The organism is Staphylococcus hsinchuensis (assembly GCF_038789205.1).
Classification (GTDB): Bacteria; Bacillota; Bacilli; order Staphylococcales; family Staphylococcaceae; genus Staphylococcus; species Staphylococcus hsinchuensis.
Map to the genome: position 1 here is coordinate 1007377 of NZ_CP128355.1, position 15798 is coordinate 1023174.

The following is a 15798-nucleotide window of genomic DNA, read 5'->3' on the forward strand; positions in this document are numbered from 1 at the left end:
AGAAAATGAATGTAACTTGCATATGTATTGTTGGATTTGTATTAGGCACACCATGACATGCATAAAAGTATTAAGGCAATTAATACCTATTGTTAAGAATTTGTAAATTTAATTGTGGAAATGTAAATTTTGTGCTATTTTCAATTAAGGATAATTCAATTTTGAGGTAACAAAGTAACGGTTCTCACTTTTACATAAAAAATTATATTTACTCACAAGAAAAGTTGGATTGTTCACCTTGAATTTTTTATCCTAAAGATTTTAAATTTTTAAAATTAAATTGAAAGTGATTGGAAACAGTCGCTGTAAATGGAGGATTTTTTGAATGTTTAATAAGAAAAAAGATAAGTTCATGGTGCAACTCGAAGAAATGGTCTTCAACTTAGATCGAGCAGCAAATGAATTTGGTAAGATGGATTTTAACACGCATTTAGATTTAAAGGCGTACTCAGATAACATAAAGAATTACGAATCACATGGTGACGAATTAATGCATCAAGTGATTTCTGATTTAAACCAAACATTTATCACACCAATCGAACGTGAGGATATCCTCTCATTGTGTAATGCCATTGATGATGTATTAGACGCAATGGAAGAAACATCAGCTATGTTCGAAATGTATTCAATTGAGTATACAGACGAATATATGGCTGAATTTGTTGAAAATATTCAAAAAGCTGTTGGCGAAATGAAATTAGCAGTTGGATTACTCGTAGATAAGAAATTATCACATATGCGTATTCATTCAATCAATATTAAAGAATTTGAAACAAACTGTGACGGCATTTTACGTCAATCAATCAAACATATATTTAACAGTGAAACAGATCCAATGACTTTAATCAAAATAAAAGATATTTATGAAAGTTTAGAAGAAATTGCTGATAGATGTCAAACAGTAGCAAATAACTTTGAAACAATTATTATGAAAAATAGCTAAGGAGTCCTAAGTTATGGAATATATTTTGATCATCACAATAGCTATCGTAATTTTTTCACTTGTATTTGACTTTATCAACGGGTTCCATGATACTGCTAATGCGGTAGCGACTGCTGTTTCTACACGTGCATTAACACCAAGACTTGCAATATTATTAGCAGCTGTTATGAACTTCTTAGGGGCACTTACTTTCACAGGTGTCGCTGGTACGATTACTAAAGATATCGTCAATCCATTCAAGCTTGAAAATGGTTTGATAGTTGTTTTAGCAGCAATTATAGCAGCAATTTTTTGGAACTTATTAACATGGTATTTTGGTATACCAAGTTCATCATCACACGCATTAATCGGATCTATTGCTGGTGCAGCGATTGCATCTCAAGGTTCATTTGCAGTATTACATTATCAAGGGTTTACTAAAATTATCATAGTTCTATTATTATCACCATTAATTGCATTTTGCGTAGGTTTTATCATTTATTCACTTGTTAAAGTAATATTTAAAAACGCTAACCTTTCCAAAGCGAATCGTAACTTTAGATTTTTCCAAATTTTCACAGCAGCGTTACAATCATTCTCACATGGTACAAACGATGCTCAGAAATCAATGGGTATAATTACATTAGCGTTAATCGTTGCGCATGTACAAACAGGTAGTGTAGAACCTCAATTATGGGTTAAAATTGCCTGTGCGGCAGCAATGGGTCTAGGTACAGCAGTAGGTGGTTGGAAAATCATCAAAACTGTTGGTGGTAACATCATGAAAATACGTCCAGCTAATGGTGCATCAGCAGATTTAGCTTCAGCATTAACAATCTTTGTTGCATCATCATTACATTTCCCATTATCAACTACACACGCTGTTTCTTCAGCTATTTTAGGTGTAGGTTCATCTAACCGTGTGAAAGGTGTTAAATGGAATACAGCAAAACGTATGGTTATTACATGGGTTATTACATTACCTATCTCTGCACTTGTCGCAGCAATCACATACCTAATTATCAACATTTTTTTGTAAGTATTAATATAAAAAAAAGAGGTTAAGTCACTGAAATGGCTTAACCTCTTTTTATTATGGTTGTATATGCACCTGCATACGAAAGATTTATTGTAAAAGTCCTAGATCTATCATTCATTAATATTCAACTTAACACATGGCTTTCAACTCAATTTTCTTTGTTGGGTTAATTATATTTCTTTATAACGCTTGAATAGGGGAATATTGATATAAGCCATGAGCTAAAGGTTAAGTTACAGCGCAAAGTCACTTACAGGTATTAAATAATTAAGAAACGTGAAGGTATTTAAAGGCTAATACATAAAAAACGATGATTCCTACTGTTTCAATAGAAATCATCGTTTTAATATAAACCAATACATTAATGTCTCGGATTTATTTTATAAACTATTATTAATGAATGTAGTTATAACTTGATACTTGTGAAGCTGGGATTGTACGGTAGTCAACAACGCCTGGTGGTGTATTATAGTTCATTTCTGAAATTAAAAGACTACCATCAGGGTTAACGCGTTCTACGTATGCAACGTGACCAACAGCGCCTGAATATGTTTGTAAAATTGAACCAGCTGTTGCTCTATGATTTACTGTGTAACCATCAGCTGCAGCATTGTTTGCCCAGTGATCAGCGTTCCACCAATAAGTACTGATAGGTTGACCTGTTTCTTTTCTACGGTTGAATACGTGCCAAGTACATTGTCCCCATGTATAAAGGTTTGAATCGTTGGCATGTGATTGTGTACTTGTGTTACCAGTTTGAGATGCAGTACCACCTGAACCTGATCCACCAGTTCCTTTTTCTGTAGGAATTGTTAGTGTTTGGTTAGGGTGAATTAAATAACCGTTTAAGTTATTTGCTGAAATAATTTCTTGAGCTGATACGCCATATTTATTCGCGATAATATTTAAAGACTCACCAGCTTTTACTGTATGTGTTGAACCATTAGATGATTCAGATTGAACGGAATGGCTTGAGTTTGAATTGTTACCTTGTTCTTGTGATGAACCACCACTGATTTCAATGACTTGTCCCGGGAACACCATGTTATTTTTGATATCGTTATTCTTTTTGATTTCGTCAACAGAAACACCATATTTTTGTGATAATGTCCAAAGTGACTCGCCAGACTTAACCGTGTGTTGCGTAGATGCATCAGCTTCGTGGTTGGCTAAAAATGCTGCCGCACCCGAAGCAGCCGTAACTGCAAAAGCTAACTTTTTCAAAAGAACTCCTCCTCTGATTCCTATATATTTTATCGTTATAAATGAATCAAATATATGTAAATGTTTTTTGAATCTAAATTCACGTTCAATAATAACAAAATTTATTTAGCCTGTGTTTATTGTTATAGAGATGTAACATTGTTAATATTTTCAACATATTTCTTTCAATTGTTTGAATTACTGGTATAAAAGGTTTTGAGAGGTGTTATTTTTTAAACTTTTTTATTTGACTTTATGATTTTGTAATATTTCAAAAGGTAATGAAATATAAAAAAATCGCTATTTGGGGCATTAAATGTATTTTTAATTGAACTAAATGATAAGGAAGATTATGATAAAATAATCATTAGTCAATCATATTAGAGATTTGAAATAAAAAGCGATACAGGAGGAAAAACTATTGTCTAAAACAGCACACAATGCAACACATACTCATCAGAAGTCAAAAGCTCAGTCTAATGCTTATGGCAAAGTATGGTTATTCTTTATTTACTATTGGCTTATCTTTGGTATTGGTTGTTATTTAGGACAATTTTTACCAATGCAATGGAGACAACCACTTTCAATTGGTTTACTCGTATTAGTATTGATAACTACTTTCGTAAACCGTGCACGTAAGTATGGTTTAATTATTTCTCACATTTATGCAATAGTTATTGGTTTATTGTCATACGCGACTTTCACTTATTATTTACAAAGTTTAGGTACAGATGTTTTTTATAAAAACGTTATTTTAGCTATTGCAGCATTTATAGCATTTGGTCTGATTGGTTATTTCTTAATAGATAATGCTGCAGGTATGGGTAAATACTTGTTTGTAACCTTTATAGCACTCATTGTGGCAAGTTTAGTTGGTATATTTATCCATAATTCAATATTCCATACAATCATTACGGTTGTAGGGTTATTACTGTTTTTACTATATACGATTTATGACTTTAACCGTATGAAAAGAGGCCATTTTAAACCAAGAGAAATGGGCTTCAATTTATTCATTAACTTACTCAATATCATTAAAGATGTATTATATTTAGCGGACAGAGTGAGAAAGTAAAATAGATAAAATTGAAGAATACATTGCTTAACTTTTGAAATTGTATAAGATTTTTCAATTTCACCGAAATAAAAATATCATGTATAATATAGCGTGTAATGATTAGTTGTTATCGAGAAAGTGAGATGAAATTATGGGTAGAAAATGGAATAACATTAAAGAAAAGAAAGCCCAAAAAGATAAAAATACGAGCCGAATTTATGCGAAGTTCGGTAAAGAAATATATGTCGCAGCAAAATCTGGGGAACCTAACCCAGAATCTAACCAAACGTTACGTTTAACTTTAGAACGTGCGAAAACTTATTCAGTCCCTAATCATATTATTGATAGAGCGATTGAAAAAGCTAAGGGCGGCGGCGAAGAAAGTTATGATCATTTAAGATATGAAGGTTTCGGTCCTAACGGATCAATGATTATCGTTGATGCATTGACAAATAATGTGAATCGCACAGCATCAGATGTTCGTTCTGCATTCGGTAAAAATGGTGGTAACATGGGTGTTTCTGGGTCAGTTGCCTATATGTTTGACCATACAGCTGTATTTGGTTTCGAAGGAAAATCTGCCGACGACACTTTAGAACTATTAATGGAAGCAGATATAGATGTGCGAGATGTTATTGACGAAGATGGTTTAACAATCGTATACGCAGAACCGGATCAATTTGCTCAAGTTCAAGATACATTGAAAGAAAATGGAGTAGAAGATTTCAAAGTAGCTGAATTTGAAATGTTACCTCAAAGTGATGTTGAATTATCAGCTGACAATCAAGAGACATTTGAAGGTTTAATTGATGCTTTAGAAGATCTTGAAGATGTTCAAAACGTCTTTCATAATGTGGATTTGAAATAATATGAATGAAGACATAAAACAATGGATTCATAAACTTCAACTTCAACCACATCCCGAAGGTGGTTATTACAGAGAAGTAATAAAGGCACCTTATGACAATAAAATTCAACGTTCACCCTATACAAGTATTTACTTTTTAATTACTCAGGAAGATATTTCGCATTTTCATCGTATTGATTCAGATGAAATTTGGTATTACCATTCAGGCGATAGTTTGACCGTTCATATGATTTTTGAGGATGGTCAATATCAACAGGTATCAATAGGACCAAATATTGAATCCGGAGATGTCTTACAATATGTAGTCCCTAAAGGAACAATTTTTGCTTCTTCAATAGAAGGAAAGGGAGAATATGCTCTAGTAGGGTGTATGTGTCAACCTGGATTTGAATTTGAAAGCTTTGAAATGATAAGTAAAGAGTGGCTTGATGCAAATTATCGTCAACATTCAAAAATAAGTAAGCGCTATGCATTAACACAAGCCCAAATAGATAATATTTAATAAAGAAAACCACGATGAGATTAAAGTTTGTCCTATCTCATCGTGGTTTTTTTATACTATAAAATCAACTGTTATCGTGTCGTTCCAAAAACCTCTTCAGCAATTTCAACAATATATGCAAGTTTGTTCCATTGTTCTTCTTCAGTTAAATTATTTCCTTCTTCAGTTGAAGCAAAGCCACATTGAGGACTTAAACAAATTTGATTAAGATCCACGTATTGTTGTGCTTCTTTCAGACGTTTTAATATCGTACTTTTATCTTCAAGTTGCCCTTTTTTAGAAGTGAATAAGCCTAATACAACAGTTGATTGATGTTCTGGGAAGAAACGTAAAGGTTCAAAGTCACCTGAACGGTCATCATCATACTCTAAAAAGAAACCACCTAATTGCTCTTTAAATAAATATGGCGCTATTGGTTCGTAACCACCAGTGATGGCCCAAGTAGATTTAAAGTTACCGCGACAAATATGCGTCGTTATTAAAAGGTCATCAGGTAAATTACGAATGGCATCGTTGACTACTTTGTAGGCGAGTTGTCTCGCTTTTTCTTTTTCATCTTCATTGCGATCGCGTCCGTGTGTTAATTGTGAACCTGAAGTTAGGTTCGCCCAATAAACGTCGTCTAATTGTATATAACGTGCCCCAATTTCGTATAATTTTAATAAACTTTGATGGTAAGCTTGTGCCACATCTGATGCATAATCTTCAATGTTTGGATAAATTTCTTCATTTAATATATTAGGATGGAAGAGCTGATTAGGACTTGGGATAGAGACCTTTGCTGTAGCTCGTCCATTTACTTTATCGTAGAGGAATTTAAAGTGTTCAAAGTGTGGATGGTCAGGGTTAAATTTAACTTTATCGACGATTTTCACATTATAATTTCGTGTTTCTACACCTTGGAATTGCAAACCACGATCTGTGTAATAGCCTTCTACACCTTCTAAATGCTCCAAAAAGTCAAAGTGCCACCAACTTCTTCTAAATTCTCCGTCAGTCACACTATGTAATCCTATTTCTATTTGTTTTTCAATGATTCGTTCAATTTCTTCATCCTCAATCTGAGTTAATTCTGCTTGTGTAATATGATGTTGTCGAAAAGCATCTCGTGCTTCTTTTAAACGCGCAGGTCGTAATAAGCTACCGACATGATCTGCTCTAAATGGCCTGTTTTGTACTGTCATTTGTTCACGCACCTTATTGATTGAATTTTCTGAAAAAATATAAATAAAAGTTATCAGAATTCCAAAAGTTTGTCAATTTACTTTTATGTAATGAAATATAGTACAATGTACATAATTGAATTTTCTGGATATAAAGATTGTTTTCATATTTATACATCTTAGGATGACATGAACAATTGAGTTTTATATAATAATGACAAGGAGTGGGTGGCAGTGAAAGTAAAGTATATTGATAAACGTCACTGGCGTCGCATTATTGATCGAGAATATACCGAAGTGAAAGTAAGTAATAATAAATATAAAGGTATTATTGGTCTTGTAACGATGAAAAAGGTACGTGAGCCATTGGAAGTTACGGTAGCAGGGAAAGAGATAATCGTTGCTGATGACAATTACCAATGGCTACAAATATTACCTGAAAAGAAGCGTTATAGTATCACTGTGATGTTAGATGACAAAGGTAATCCATTAGAATATTATTTTGACATTAATATTAAAAATGTCACTCAACGTGGCAATGCCCGAACAATTGATTTATGTTTAGATGTACTCGTGTTACCGAGCGGAGAGTATGAATTGGTAGACGAAGACGATTTACAACGTGCACTAGACAATGGGCAAATATCGAAAAAACAATATCACGAAGCGTATATTATTGCACATCAAATTATGATCAAAATTGATGAAGATTTTGAATCATTACAAGAAAAAATTATGTATTGTTTTTATAAGATTAAACAAAGACAAAAACAAAAGCATCACAAATCTAAAAAGTATAAAAATAAAAAGCAGCATAAAAAATAACGCTTGCTAATTTTTAAGAGGGATAGTTAACTTTATAGAAATATTACAAAAGTGAGAGAAGTTAAAATGTGGTATCGTATGAAACATTATTTGTCGCTTTGTAATCAATCTTGTATCTGTCCCAAATTTATTTATAGGAAATGAAGTAACTTATAAAGACATCTACGAATATGTTTTGTGTGTGCAATTTCAATCCTTTCAAAGGTGTGCGAAATTGTGGTTGAAATGAGGAGGACTATATGAAGATTGAGGATTATCGCTTATTGACGACTTTAGACGAAACAAAAACATTAAGAAAAGCGGCAGAATTTTTATATATTTCACAACCTGCTGTAACACAAAGGTTAAAAGCTATTGAACATGCTTTCGGTGTGGATATTTTTATTCGAACTAAAAAGCAGCTCATCACTACAACTGAAGGTGCCATGATTATTGAACATGCGAAAGATATGTTAAATCGTGAACGTTTATTCTTCGATAAAATGCAAGCTCACATTGGTGAAGTCAATGGTACAATCTCCATTGGCTGTTCTTCTTTGATAGGGCAAACACTGTTACCCGAAGTGCTCAATTTGTATACGCGTCAATTTCCTAATGTAGAAATTCAAGTTCAAGTTGGTTCAAGCGAACAGATTAAAGCGAATCATAAGGATTACCACGTCATTATTATCCGAGGAAATAAGATAATGAACCTAAGTAATACCCATTTATTTAATGATGAACATTACTTTATTTATCCAAAAGATCATAGACATGATAGCGTTGATAAAATGCCATTTATTGAATTTCAGGCAGATCCAATGTACATCAATCAAATTAAAGAGTGGTACGGGTATCACATTGGTAAAGATTATCATGCTATGATTACAGTAGATCAAGTTGCTACATGTAAGGAAATGTTGTTAAATGGTGTCGGTGCAACAATATTACCTGAAATTATGATGAAAAATTTAGACCGTGATCAATTTGAATTTAAACGTGTCGATATAGAAAATAATCCACTAATTCGATCAACCTTTTTAAGTTATGATGCGAGTATGTTACAACTCCCTCAAGTTGATTCATTTATTAATTTAATGATGGAATACGTGAATTAATCATGTAGATTTTCGATGCGAATTATTTTAAGTATTATGGTTTATTTGACCCGATATATATTTGATAAAGAATAGAGGGAATAAGATGTTTCGAGCATTATTACATATAAAGAACTACAAATTATTTGTTGTAAATATGATGCTATTAGGAATGGGGATTGCGATTACTGTACCTTACCTCGTATTATTTGCAACAAATGATTTAGGAATGACTACATCACAATTTGGTCTATTACTCGCGTTGGCTGCGATTAGTCAATTTACGATGAATACGATTGTAGCTCGTTTTTCAGATACATATCAAATCAGTAGAAAGTTAATTATTATTACCGCCTTATTTATGGGGGCATTGAGTTTTTCAATTTATTTTTATATACATGAAATATGGATATTTATTGTAGTTTATGCAATATTACAAGGATGCTTTGCACCTGCTATGCCTCAAATGTATGCTTCGGCGCGTGAGGCGATCAATGCATCTACATCACGAGATAGAGCTAAATTTGCTAATACTGTACTCCGGTCAATGTTTTCTTTTGGATTTTTATTTGGCCCACTTGTAGGTAGTTTATTACTGCAAATCAACGGTTATGCAGGATTATTTGGTGGTACAGTTTCTGTTATTTTATTTACACTTGTACTCCAAATCTTCTTCTTTAAAGACGTGAAGGTTGAACATAATGTTGCTGACACGAATCAGGTAGAAGTTGCAGCACCTAATATGTTTAAAGATATTAGGTTATTTTTACCATTTATCGCTTTTATCTTATTACATATTGGTCAATGGATGTATACACTAAATATGCCTTTATTCGTAACAAAGTATTTAAAGGAACCTGAGAGTTATGTATCAATATTAGCAAGTTTATGTGCAGGTCTCGAGGTCCCATTTATGGTAATCTTAGGAATCATTGCTGCTAAATTTGAGACGCGCACCTTACTGATGGTGGCTGGCTTATTAGGAGGCATGTTCTTCTTTAGCATTGGTGTTTTTGATAGTTTCATGATGATGGTCATCGGTCAATTATTTTTAGCTGCATTTTTAGCGATATTATTAGGGCTAGGTATTAGCTACTTCCAAGATATCTTACCTGATTTCCCTGGTTATGCGTCCACATTATTTGCAAACGCTATGGTCATCGGTCAGTTATGTGGGAATTTATTAGGTGGTATTATGGGACAATGGGTTGGACTAGGAAACGTTTTCTTTGTTTCAGCTTCATCGTTATTTTTAGGAATGATACTCATGTTCTTTACGAAAGAACAAAAATTTACAACAGAAGGTAGGAATTAAAAATGGCAGCTATATTGTGGATTTTAATTATAGTGGCATTTATTTTAGCATTTGTAGGTCTAACGAAACCGATTATTCCTTCAGTGCTCGTATTATGGATTGGGTTCTTGATTTATCAATTTGGATTCCAAACTGGTAATTTATCATGGGTCTTCTACGTCTCGATGGTATTGTTTACATTATTTATCATAGTAGCAGATTTCTTAATGAATAAATATTTCGTTAATAAATTTGGTGGTTCAAAAATGAGTGAATACGCTGCTTTAATCGGTGTCATTATCGGGTGTTTCTTATTACCACCATTCGGCATTATCATCTTCCCATTTATTGCAGTATTTATTGTTGAATTCATGCAACAGCAAGATGTATCAAGAGCTTTAAAGGCAAGTTATGGTTCAATTGTAGCATTCTTAGCGAGTTCAATTGCACAAGCCATCATCATGTTTATCATGGTAGTTTGGTTCTTTATTGATGCATTACTTATCAACTAAATACCATTTATGCATAAAATGAATCGAATAGAGAAAACATTTAGGTCATTCATTAAATGATAAAGACGCCTCAAAAGGTTAAATCAATCTTTTGGGGTGTTTTTTATTGTCGCTTTGTACATTGCTTTTAATTAATTGCGACTTACAAATGATTAATACTCTAGAAATTTGTAAAAAAATAAAAGAAATTGTTCTTGTATACTTGTATTCTGCAATCATTTTTTAGTATAATCTCACACATGTAAAAAAGAAATAGGAGGGAATGTAGTATGAAATATCCATTTGCTATTTGGATACTAGCTATTGGAGCATTTGCAATTGGGATGTCAGAATTTGTAATTATGGGTTTATTACCTAATGTAGCAAGAGATTTTGATGTAACTGTGAGTCAAGCTGGACAATTGATTACGGGTTATGCATTAGGTGTAGCTATAGGTGGTCCAATACTAGTGATGTTGACAATTAAATGGAATCGAAAGTTACTCTTATTAGCTTTAATGATTATTTTCATTTTGGGTAACTTTGCAGTTTCATTAAGTCCTAATTATCCATTAATGATGGTGGGACGCATCATTACTTCATTGGCACATGGTTCTTTCTTTGGTATCGGTTCTATTTTAGCAGCAAGTATGGTGAAACCTGAAAAACGTGCCAGTGCAATGGCGTTAATGTTTATGGGATTAAGTTTAAGTAATATATTTGGTGTACCATTTGGCACACTGATTGGTCAAAATTTCGGTTGGAAGATGACTTTTGTAATTATTGCTTTTATTGGAATTGTAGCTTGGTTTGGTATTTTATTTGTTGTTCCGAATCAAAAACAAACTGTGCAATCATCTGTTATCAGTGAATTAAAAATATTAAAAGAAAAGCAATTATGGCTAACGTTAGCAGTGACATTATTTGGATTTAGTAGTGTATTTGCATTTTTCACTTATATTTCATCCGTATTAACTGATGTTTCTCATGTTCATGAAAATCTAATATCTTATCTATTAATTATTTTCGGTGTAGGGGTAACGTTAGGCAATGTAGTAGGAGGTAAGCTTGCGGATAAAGATCTTAACCGTTCACTTAAAAGTATCTTTATTGTGTTTATACTTTACTTTATCTTATTGTACTTTATCCAAATGAATGGATTCCTTATGGTAGCAGGTATTTTCTTCTTTGGATTAATTGGATTTAGTATGAGTCCATCATTACAATTCAAGAGTACATTAATCTCTCAAGATGCACCTACATTAGCGAGTACTTTAAATCAATCTGCATTTAATTTAGGTAATGCTTTAGGGGCGTTTATTGGTGGCGTTGTTGTTACAAATTTACCTTTAGCATCACTAACATTAATTGCACCGATATTAACATTTATTGGTTTAATCTTTTTATTCATTAGCATAAAAGTAGAACGTAAAGAGGGACGTTTCGCAACGTAAATTAATATATTAACAAAAATCAGCTAACCCGAATAAATCGTGGTTAGCTGATTTTATATTTTTGATTAAAGTGTTGTGTTTGAATCACTATCTATAAAGTGATGATTAATGTAAAAGGCAATTGGTATAATAATGAAAGATAATATAATAAATGTCCAATTACCAATTCGAACATAAGGACCAAATGCGAGATAAGATTGAGGTATGAAAAAGACATAAAACATAGCAGCAAGTAATAATAAAATAGTACAATATGTTAAAATCCAAACCCATTGGGATTTGCCAAAACAATGTAGTTGGATGGTTCGGAATAACATCCACACGAATAAAAAGATAATAAAGATGCCGATAACTAGAGTGACTAAGAAAGTAAAGATATATAATCGTTTTTCACCGATGAAAAAACCTATAAATCCTTTCATAAAACAAAAAATACCGAAAAATAAAATGAAATGTCTAAAAATATATTTGAAAATATTTTGTATCGTTTCGTTCGGTAATTTCTTCAATTCATTTTTTGCATGTGCTTTCGGATCACAATCAAAATAGTCCATAGCGAGTGTGCCTTCTTCATCGGCCTTAAGTAGTTGCTTTAGAATACGGTTTAGCATCTTTTCAGAATCATGTGGGTTCACACTTAAATCAGCGCGTACATAGGTCATATAATTTTCAAAGGTTTCTCTATCTGTATTGTTTAATCTCAAAGCTTTTACATTATTTTCACGCATTAGGGCTTCAGTAGATTTCATTTTAGATTTTGCATTCCTTTTAGTAAAGTCTTTGGTAAAGCTTATTATGAAGAAAAATGTATTATAAATCAACTTAATATTTTGTGAGGTGTAGCAGATGGAAAGCATTCGTGAAGACCAACATAATTTTATTAAACAAATCGCATTACAACATGAACAACAATTGGATAAACAATATCACGATTACCAACATAGTGATTTTTCTGTTGGTTTGAGAGAAGAATCTCTTGCTCGTGGCTTACGATATAAAACGGATATCGTGTTTGCAGAAGTTCAAGGTAATCAAATCATTGGATTTATTTGGGGACGCATTTTAAAAGAAACGAACACAATGAAAATTGAGATGTTATATGTTGATGAAGATTATCGTGGTAAAGGTATTGCTACAAGTCTTAAGAACGCTCTCGAAAAGAAGGCTTTTTCTATAAATGTAAAACGTATAGAAACGACGGTCCAAAATAATAATGAAATGATGAAACAAATGAATAGAGAGAGGGGCTACAAAATTGAAAAAGTGCATATGGTTAAAGATTTAACTATAAATAGTGAAGACGATAGGAAATAATGATAAAATTAAGTTATTATATCGTTATATAAAGGAGTACCTAAATGAAGAAATATGTCACATTGTTCTTAGCTGCGACAATCGTATTAAGCGGGTGTGGTAAGAGTCAAGAAAAAGAAGACTTGAAGAATAATATTAAAAAGTACGAAGACAAAAATAAAAAGTTAAAAAAACAAAAAGATCAGTTAGATAAAGAAAATAAAGAGTTAAAGAAAAAATCAAAAGACCTAGAGAAAGAAGTAAATGCTGACTCATAATAATAGCTGTAAAAGTGTTATGATGACGAAAATCTACTATTAAATTATGTAGTGTTTTATAACTTATAAATTGAAGCGTTATTTAATAAAATTTATGCCATATGGTATAATATTTCCTAGGAAATGAAGATTGCGTTTTAATCACTAATTTAAAGGGTATCGATACAAATAATAATCATTTTCCAAATGAGAACATATTAAACTTGTGAATTTTATTATGAAATATTGGAGCACTTTTCAATAATATTAAATTAGCTTTCAAAGAGAGAGAGGTAACTATTATGCATGAACAAGACTTTAGAATGTTAGAAGGTCGTTCACTAACATTACCTGAATTAGGTAGAGAAATAGAGAACATTACAGGAAGACAAATCAAAGATTCTACAGGCGAAATTAAACGTGTCGTTGCACATTTGCCTAATTTTGAATCAGATACAGATACATTTGTAGCTACTTATCGTTTAAATCATCAACATGATTTTATCGATGCAACTTTCACTGCACCTAAACGTGAAAGAAACCGTTTAACTGAAATTGCTGTAAATGTTAAATTAATTAGCTATATGACAAAATCTTAATTTAAAGATAACGGACAAGTGTAACGCGCTATGATTTACTCATAACGCGTTACTTTTGTATAGAATTTTACATAACCAGTAAGAGGTGTGATGGGATGACTGTTTATATTGAAACTGATAGATTACTACTAAGAGACTGGCAAGATGAGGATTTAAAGTTATTCCAAGAGATGAATGCGAACCCACAAGTAAGAAGGCATTTTTCCAGTCTGTTAAGTTATCAACGTTCAAAAAATGACATGAAAAATATGGCCAAAGTACTTGAGGAAATTGGCATCGGTCTGTTTGCCGTGGAATTAAAAGAAACAGGTGCATGGTTAGGTTTTATCGGTTTAAATTATGTAACGGAGAAAACGAAATATACGTTTAAAGAGTTACCATTTTACGAAATTGGTTGGCGTTTAATACCAGAAGTATGGGGCAATGGTCTAGCAACTGAAGGTGCCGAAGCGGTCTTAAAATATGCGCGTTCAAAGGGGATTAATGAACTTTATGCTTTTACGACTGTATCAAATGCTGCTTCGAGAAAAGTGATGGAAAAAATTGGGATGAAAATTTATGATCACTTTAAAGATCCTGAAGTGAGTCCACATCATCATTTAAGTGAGTGTGTGAGGTATTACAGAGACTTAAGTTTATTACATTAAAAGCGTACAGGGATATATAATAAAAAAGCTACTGGAATATGTTTTTATTCCAGTAGCTTTGTTCGTGCTTGAGTTAATCGTATGTTCTAACACCTAATGGTTTAAAGTTTTGCAATACTTCAAATAATTGCTCTGTCGTATCGCAGAGTGGTGCAAGATTTTCATATTTTTGATCGATAAATCCTTCGCTTATCATATGTTGGATTAGTGTATTTAATGGGTTAAAGAATTGATTAATATTATAAATTGCGATTGGCTTTTGATGGATACCTATTTGTGCCCAACTATACATTTCGAAAAATTCTTCTAGGGAACCTGCACCACCTGGGGCCATAACGAAAGCGTCAGCTAGTTCAGCCATTTTATGTTTACGTTCATGCATGGAATCTACTAAAATTAATTCGCTTAATTTCGTGCTTGTAATTTCACGTTCATCTAGCATACGTGGCATCACGCCGATTGCTTTACCTCCATGATCTAATACTCCATCTTGAATCGCACCCATAATACCGACTGAACCTGCACCAAATACGAGTTCATAATCGGCTAAAGCTAATTGCTTTCCAAGTTGATACGCTTCTTTCATATAAATTTCGTCTTTACCTTTACTAGCTCCACAATATACAGCGATTCTTTTCAATGTTAATCCTCCTCAGATGCAGTTAATGTTTGAATGATTGTAGAAAATTTTTGTTCAAAAATAGCTCTGTCTTCCTTTGTGAAAGGGGAAGGCCCCTTAGTATGACCACCACTTTTTCTAAATTGAGCACTGGCGTGACGTTGTTCTAATAAAGTATCTATAGTTTGAGGTGTGTAAATTTCACCTTTATGGTGCATCACAATATAAACTTGATTTAATAATAAACTTGCTAAGCCGTAATCTTGGGTTATAACAATATCTTCAGTACGTGCGCGTTGTACTATTTTGTAATCTACAGCGTCAGGTCCATCATCGACATAAATCGTTTGAACATGTGATGGGTCTATTTTTGTTGAAAAATGACTAAAACTTCTCATGATAAGTACAGAGATGCCTGTGCCTTGTGTCAATTCAATCACTGAATCAACAACAGGACAAGCATCTCCGTCAATAATTACGTTTGTCATT

At 32.7% G+C, this 15798-nt stretch carries 19 protein-coding genes; 14 read left to right on the forward strand and 5 right to left on the reverse strand.

The window, feature by feature from the left end:
- Positions 1 to 325: 325 nt before the first annotated feature.
- On the forward strand, positions 326 to 943 hold the full coding sequence (locus QQM35_RS04995) for a DUF47 domain-containing protein (RefSeq protein ID WP_251518856.1): 618 nt from the start codon (positions 326 to 328) through the stop codon (positions 941 to 943).
- A 13-nt stretch (positions 944 to 956) separates the two neighbouring features.
- On the forward strand, positions 957 to 1961 hold the full coding sequence (locus QQM35_RS05000; RefSeq protein WP_251518857.1) for an inorganic phosphate transporter: 1005 nt from the start codon (positions 957 to 959) through the stop codon (positions 1959 to 1961).
- A 393-nt stretch (positions 1962 to 2354) separates the two neighbouring features.
- Here QQM35_RS05000 and QQM35_RS05005 read toward each other — a convergent pair whose 3' ends face one another.
- Entirely contained in the window at positions 2355 to 3185 is an 831-nt protein-coding gene (locus tag QQM35_RS05005) for a LysM peptidoglycan-binding domain-containing protein (RefSeq protein ID WP_251518858.1), read from the reverse strand.
- 400 nt (positions 3186 to 3585) lie between these two features.
- On the opposite strand from QQM35_RS05005, the gene QQM35_RS05010 reads away from it, so the two are divergent.
- The 3 genes from QQM35_RS05010 (at position 3586) to QQM35_RS05020 (ending at position 5591) form a co-directional block, all read left to right on the forward strand.
- On the forward strand, positions 3586 to 4239 hold the full coding sequence (locus tag QQM35_RS05010) for a Bax inhibitor-1/YccA family protein (RefSeq protein ID WP_251518860.1): 654 nt from the start codon (positions 3586 to 3588) through the stop codon (positions 4237 to 4239).
- A gap of 133 nt (positions 4240 to 4372) precedes the next feature.
- Entirely contained in the window at positions 4373 to 5089 is a 717-nt protein-coding gene (locus QQM35_RS05015; RefSeq protein WP_251518862.1) for a YebC/PmpR family DNA-binding transcriptional regulator, read from the forward strand.
- A gap of 1 nt (position 5090) precedes the next feature.
- On the forward strand, positions 5091 to 5591 hold the full coding sequence (locus QQM35_RS05020; RefSeq protein WP_251518864.1) for a cupin domain-containing protein: 501 nt from the start codon (positions 5091 to 5093) through the stop codon (positions 5589 to 5591).
- Positions 5592 to 5662: 71 nt separating this feature from the next.
- Here QQM35_RS05020 and QQM35_RS05025 read toward each other — a convergent pair whose 3' ends face one another.
- Complete coding sequence (locus tag QQM35_RS05025) at positions 5663 to 6775, reverse strand: 5-methyltetrahydropteroyltriglutamate--homocysteine S-methyltransferase (protein WP_251518866.1); 1113 nt, start codon at positions 6773 to 6775, stop codon at positions 5663 to 5665.
- 213 nt (positions 6776 to 6988) lie between these two features.
- Here QQM35_RS05025 and QQM35_RS05030 point away from each other — a divergent pair, with 213 nt between their 5' ends.
- The 5 genes from QQM35_RS05030 to QQM35_RS05050 all read left to right on the forward strand — a co-directional run bounded on the left by QQM35_RS05030 (position 6989) and on the right by QQM35_RS05050 (position 11894).
- Positions 6989 to 7579 carry a DUF402 domain-containing protein gene (locus QQM35_RS05030; protein ID WP_251518868.1) on the forward strand — a complete coding sequence of 197 codons (591 nt, stop codon included), beginning with the start codon at positions 6989 to 6991 and terminating at the stop codon, positions 7577 to 7579.
- Positions 7580 to 7818: 239 nt separating this feature from the next.
- Complete coding sequence (locus tag QQM35_RS05035) at positions 7819 to 8676, forward strand: LysR family transcriptional regulator (RefSeq protein ID WP_251518870.1); 858 nt, start codon at positions 7819 to 7821, stop codon at positions 8674 to 8676.
- Between the two features lie 85 nt (positions 8677 to 8761).
- On the forward strand, positions 8762 to 9970 hold the full coding sequence (locus QQM35_RS05040; RefSeq protein ID WP_251518872.1) for a sugar efflux transporter: 1209 nt from the start codon (positions 8762 to 8764) through the stop codon (positions 9968 to 9970).
- Positions 9971 to 9972: 2 nt separating this feature from the next.
- Entirely contained in the window at positions 9973 to 10461 is a 489-nt protein-coding gene (locus tag QQM35_RS05045) for a DUF456 domain-containing protein (RefSeq protein ID WP_342610568.1), read from the forward strand.
- A 269-nt stretch (positions 10462 to 10730) separates the two neighbouring features.
- The gene (locus QQM35_RS05050) at positions 10731 to 11894 is read left to right on the forward strand and encodes an MFS transporter (RefSeq protein WP_342610569.1); all 1164 of its coding nucleotides are present in this window, start codon (positions 10731 to 10733) and stop codon (positions 11892 to 11894) included.
- Between the two features lie 65 nt (positions 11895 to 11959).
- On the opposite strand, the gene QQM35_RS05055 is transcribed toward QQM35_RS05050, so the two are convergent.
- Positions 11960 to 12643: a DUF1129 family protein gene (locus QQM35_RS05055; protein ID WP_251518876.1), complete on the reverse strand. Its 684-nt coding sequence runs from the start codon at positions 12641 to 12643 to the stop codon at positions 11960 to 11962.
- 97 nt (positions 12644 to 12740) lie between these two features.
- On the opposite strand from QQM35_RS05055, the gene QQM35_RS05060 reads away from it, so the two are divergent.
- The 4 genes from QQM35_RS05060 (at position 12741) to QQM35_RS05075 (ending at position 14690) form a co-directional block, all read left to right on the forward strand.
- Positions 12741 to 13208: a GNAT family N-acetyltransferase gene (locus QQM35_RS05060; protein WP_251518878.1), complete on the forward strand. Its 468-nt coding sequence runs from the start codon at positions 12741 to 12743 to the stop codon at positions 13206 to 13208.
- 44 nt (positions 13209 to 13252) lie between these two features.
- Positions 13253 to 13465: an SA0632 family lipoprotein gene (locus QQM35_RS05065; RefSeq protein ID WP_251518880.1), complete on the forward strand. Its 213-nt coding sequence runs from the start codon at positions 13253 to 13255 to the stop codon at positions 13463 to 13465.
- 281 nt (positions 13466 to 13746) lie between these two features.
- Positions 13747 to 14043: a hypothetical protein gene (locus QQM35_RS05070; RefSeq protein WP_251518882.1), complete on the forward strand. Its 297-nt coding sequence runs from the start codon at positions 13747 to 13749 to the stop codon at positions 14041 to 14043.
- Positions 14044 to 14138: 95 nt separating this feature from the next.
- Positions 14139 to 14690 (forward strand): GNAT family N-acetyltransferase, encoded by a 552-nt coding sequence (locus QQM35_RS05075; protein ID WP_342610570.1) that lies wholly within the window; start codon positions 14139 to 14141, stop codon positions 14688 to 14690.
- A 73-nt stretch (positions 14691 to 14763) separates the two neighbouring features.
- Here QQM35_RS05075 and QQM35_RS05080 read toward each other — a convergent pair whose 3' ends face one another.
- Positions 14764 to 15330 (reverse strand): TIGR00730 family Rossman fold protein, encoded by a 567-nt coding sequence (locus tag QQM35_RS05080; protein ID WP_251518885.1) that lies wholly within the window; start codon positions 15328 to 15330, stop codon positions 14764 to 14766.
- Between the two features lie 2 nt (positions 15331 to 15332).
- The gene (locus QQM35_RS05085) at positions 15333 to 15797 is read right to left on the reverse strand and encodes a YaiI/YqxD family protein (RefSeq protein WP_251518891.1); all 465 of its coding nucleotides are present in this window, start codon (positions 15795 to 15797) and stop codon (positions 15333 to 15335) included.
- Position 15798: the final 1 nt, after the last annotated feature.

Excerpts from the sequence above, each read along its gene's own strand:
- QQM35_RS04995 (WP_251518856.1), top strand. The coding sequence starts at position 326 with ATGTTTAATAAGAAAAAAGATAAGTTCATGGTGCAACTCGAAGAAATG.
- QQM35_RS05000 (WP_251518857.1), top strand. The coding sequence starts at position 957 with ATGGAATATATTTTGATCATCACAATAGCTATCGTAATTTTTTCACTT.
- QQM35_RS05015 (WP_251518862.1), top strand. The coding sequence starts at position 4,373 with ATGGGTAGAAAATGGAATAACATTAAAGAAAAGAAAGCCCAAAAAGAT.
- QQM35_RS05020 (WP_251518864.1), top strand. The coding sequence starts at position 5,091 with ATGAATGAAGACATAAAACAATGGATTCATAAACTTCAACTTCAACCA.
- QQM35_RS05025 (WP_251518866.1), bottom strand. The coding sequence starts at position 6,775 with ATGACAGTACAAAACAGGCCATTTAGAGCAGATCATGTCGGTAGCTTA.
- QQM35_RS05035 (WP_251518870.1), top strand. The coding sequence starts at position 7,819 with ATGAAGATTGAGGATTATCGCTTATTGACGACTTTAGACGAAACAAAA.
- QQM35_RS05040 (WP_251518872.1), top strand. The coding sequence starts at position 8,762 with ATGTTTCGAGCATTATTACATATAAAGAACTACAAATTATTTGTTGTA.
- QQM35_RS05045 (WP_342610568.1), top strand. The coding sequence starts at position 9,973 with ATGGCAGCTATATTGTGGATTTTAATTATAGTGGCATTTATTTTAGCA.
- QQM35_RS05050 (WP_342610569.1), top strand. The coding sequence starts at position 10,731 with ATGAAATATCCATTTGCTATTTGGATACTAGCTATTGGAGCATTTGCA.
- QQM35_RS05055 (WP_251518876.1), bottom strand. The coding sequence starts at position 12,643 with ATGAAATCTACTGAAGCCCTAATGCGTGAAAATAATGTAAAAGCTTTG.
- QQM35_RS05060 (WP_251518878.1), top strand. The coding sequence starts at position 12,741 with ATGGAAAGCATTCGTGAAGACCAACATAATTTTATTAAACAAATCGCA.
- QQM35_RS05065 (WP_251518880.1), top strand. The coding sequence starts at position 13,253 with ATGAAGAAATATGTCACATTGTTCTTAGCTGCGACAATCGTATTAAGC.
- QQM35_RS05070 (WP_251518882.1), top strand. The coding sequence starts at position 13,747 with ATGCATGAACAAGACTTTAGAATGTTAGAAGGTCGTTCACTAACATTA.
- QQM35_RS05075 (WP_342610570.1), top strand. The coding sequence starts at position 14,139 with ATGACTGTTTATATTGAAACTGATAGATTACTACTAAGAGACTGGCAA.
- QQM35_RS05085 (WP_251518891.1), bottom strand. The coding sequence starts at position 15,797 with ATGACAAACGTAATTATTGACGGAGATGCTTGTCCTGTTGTTGATTCA.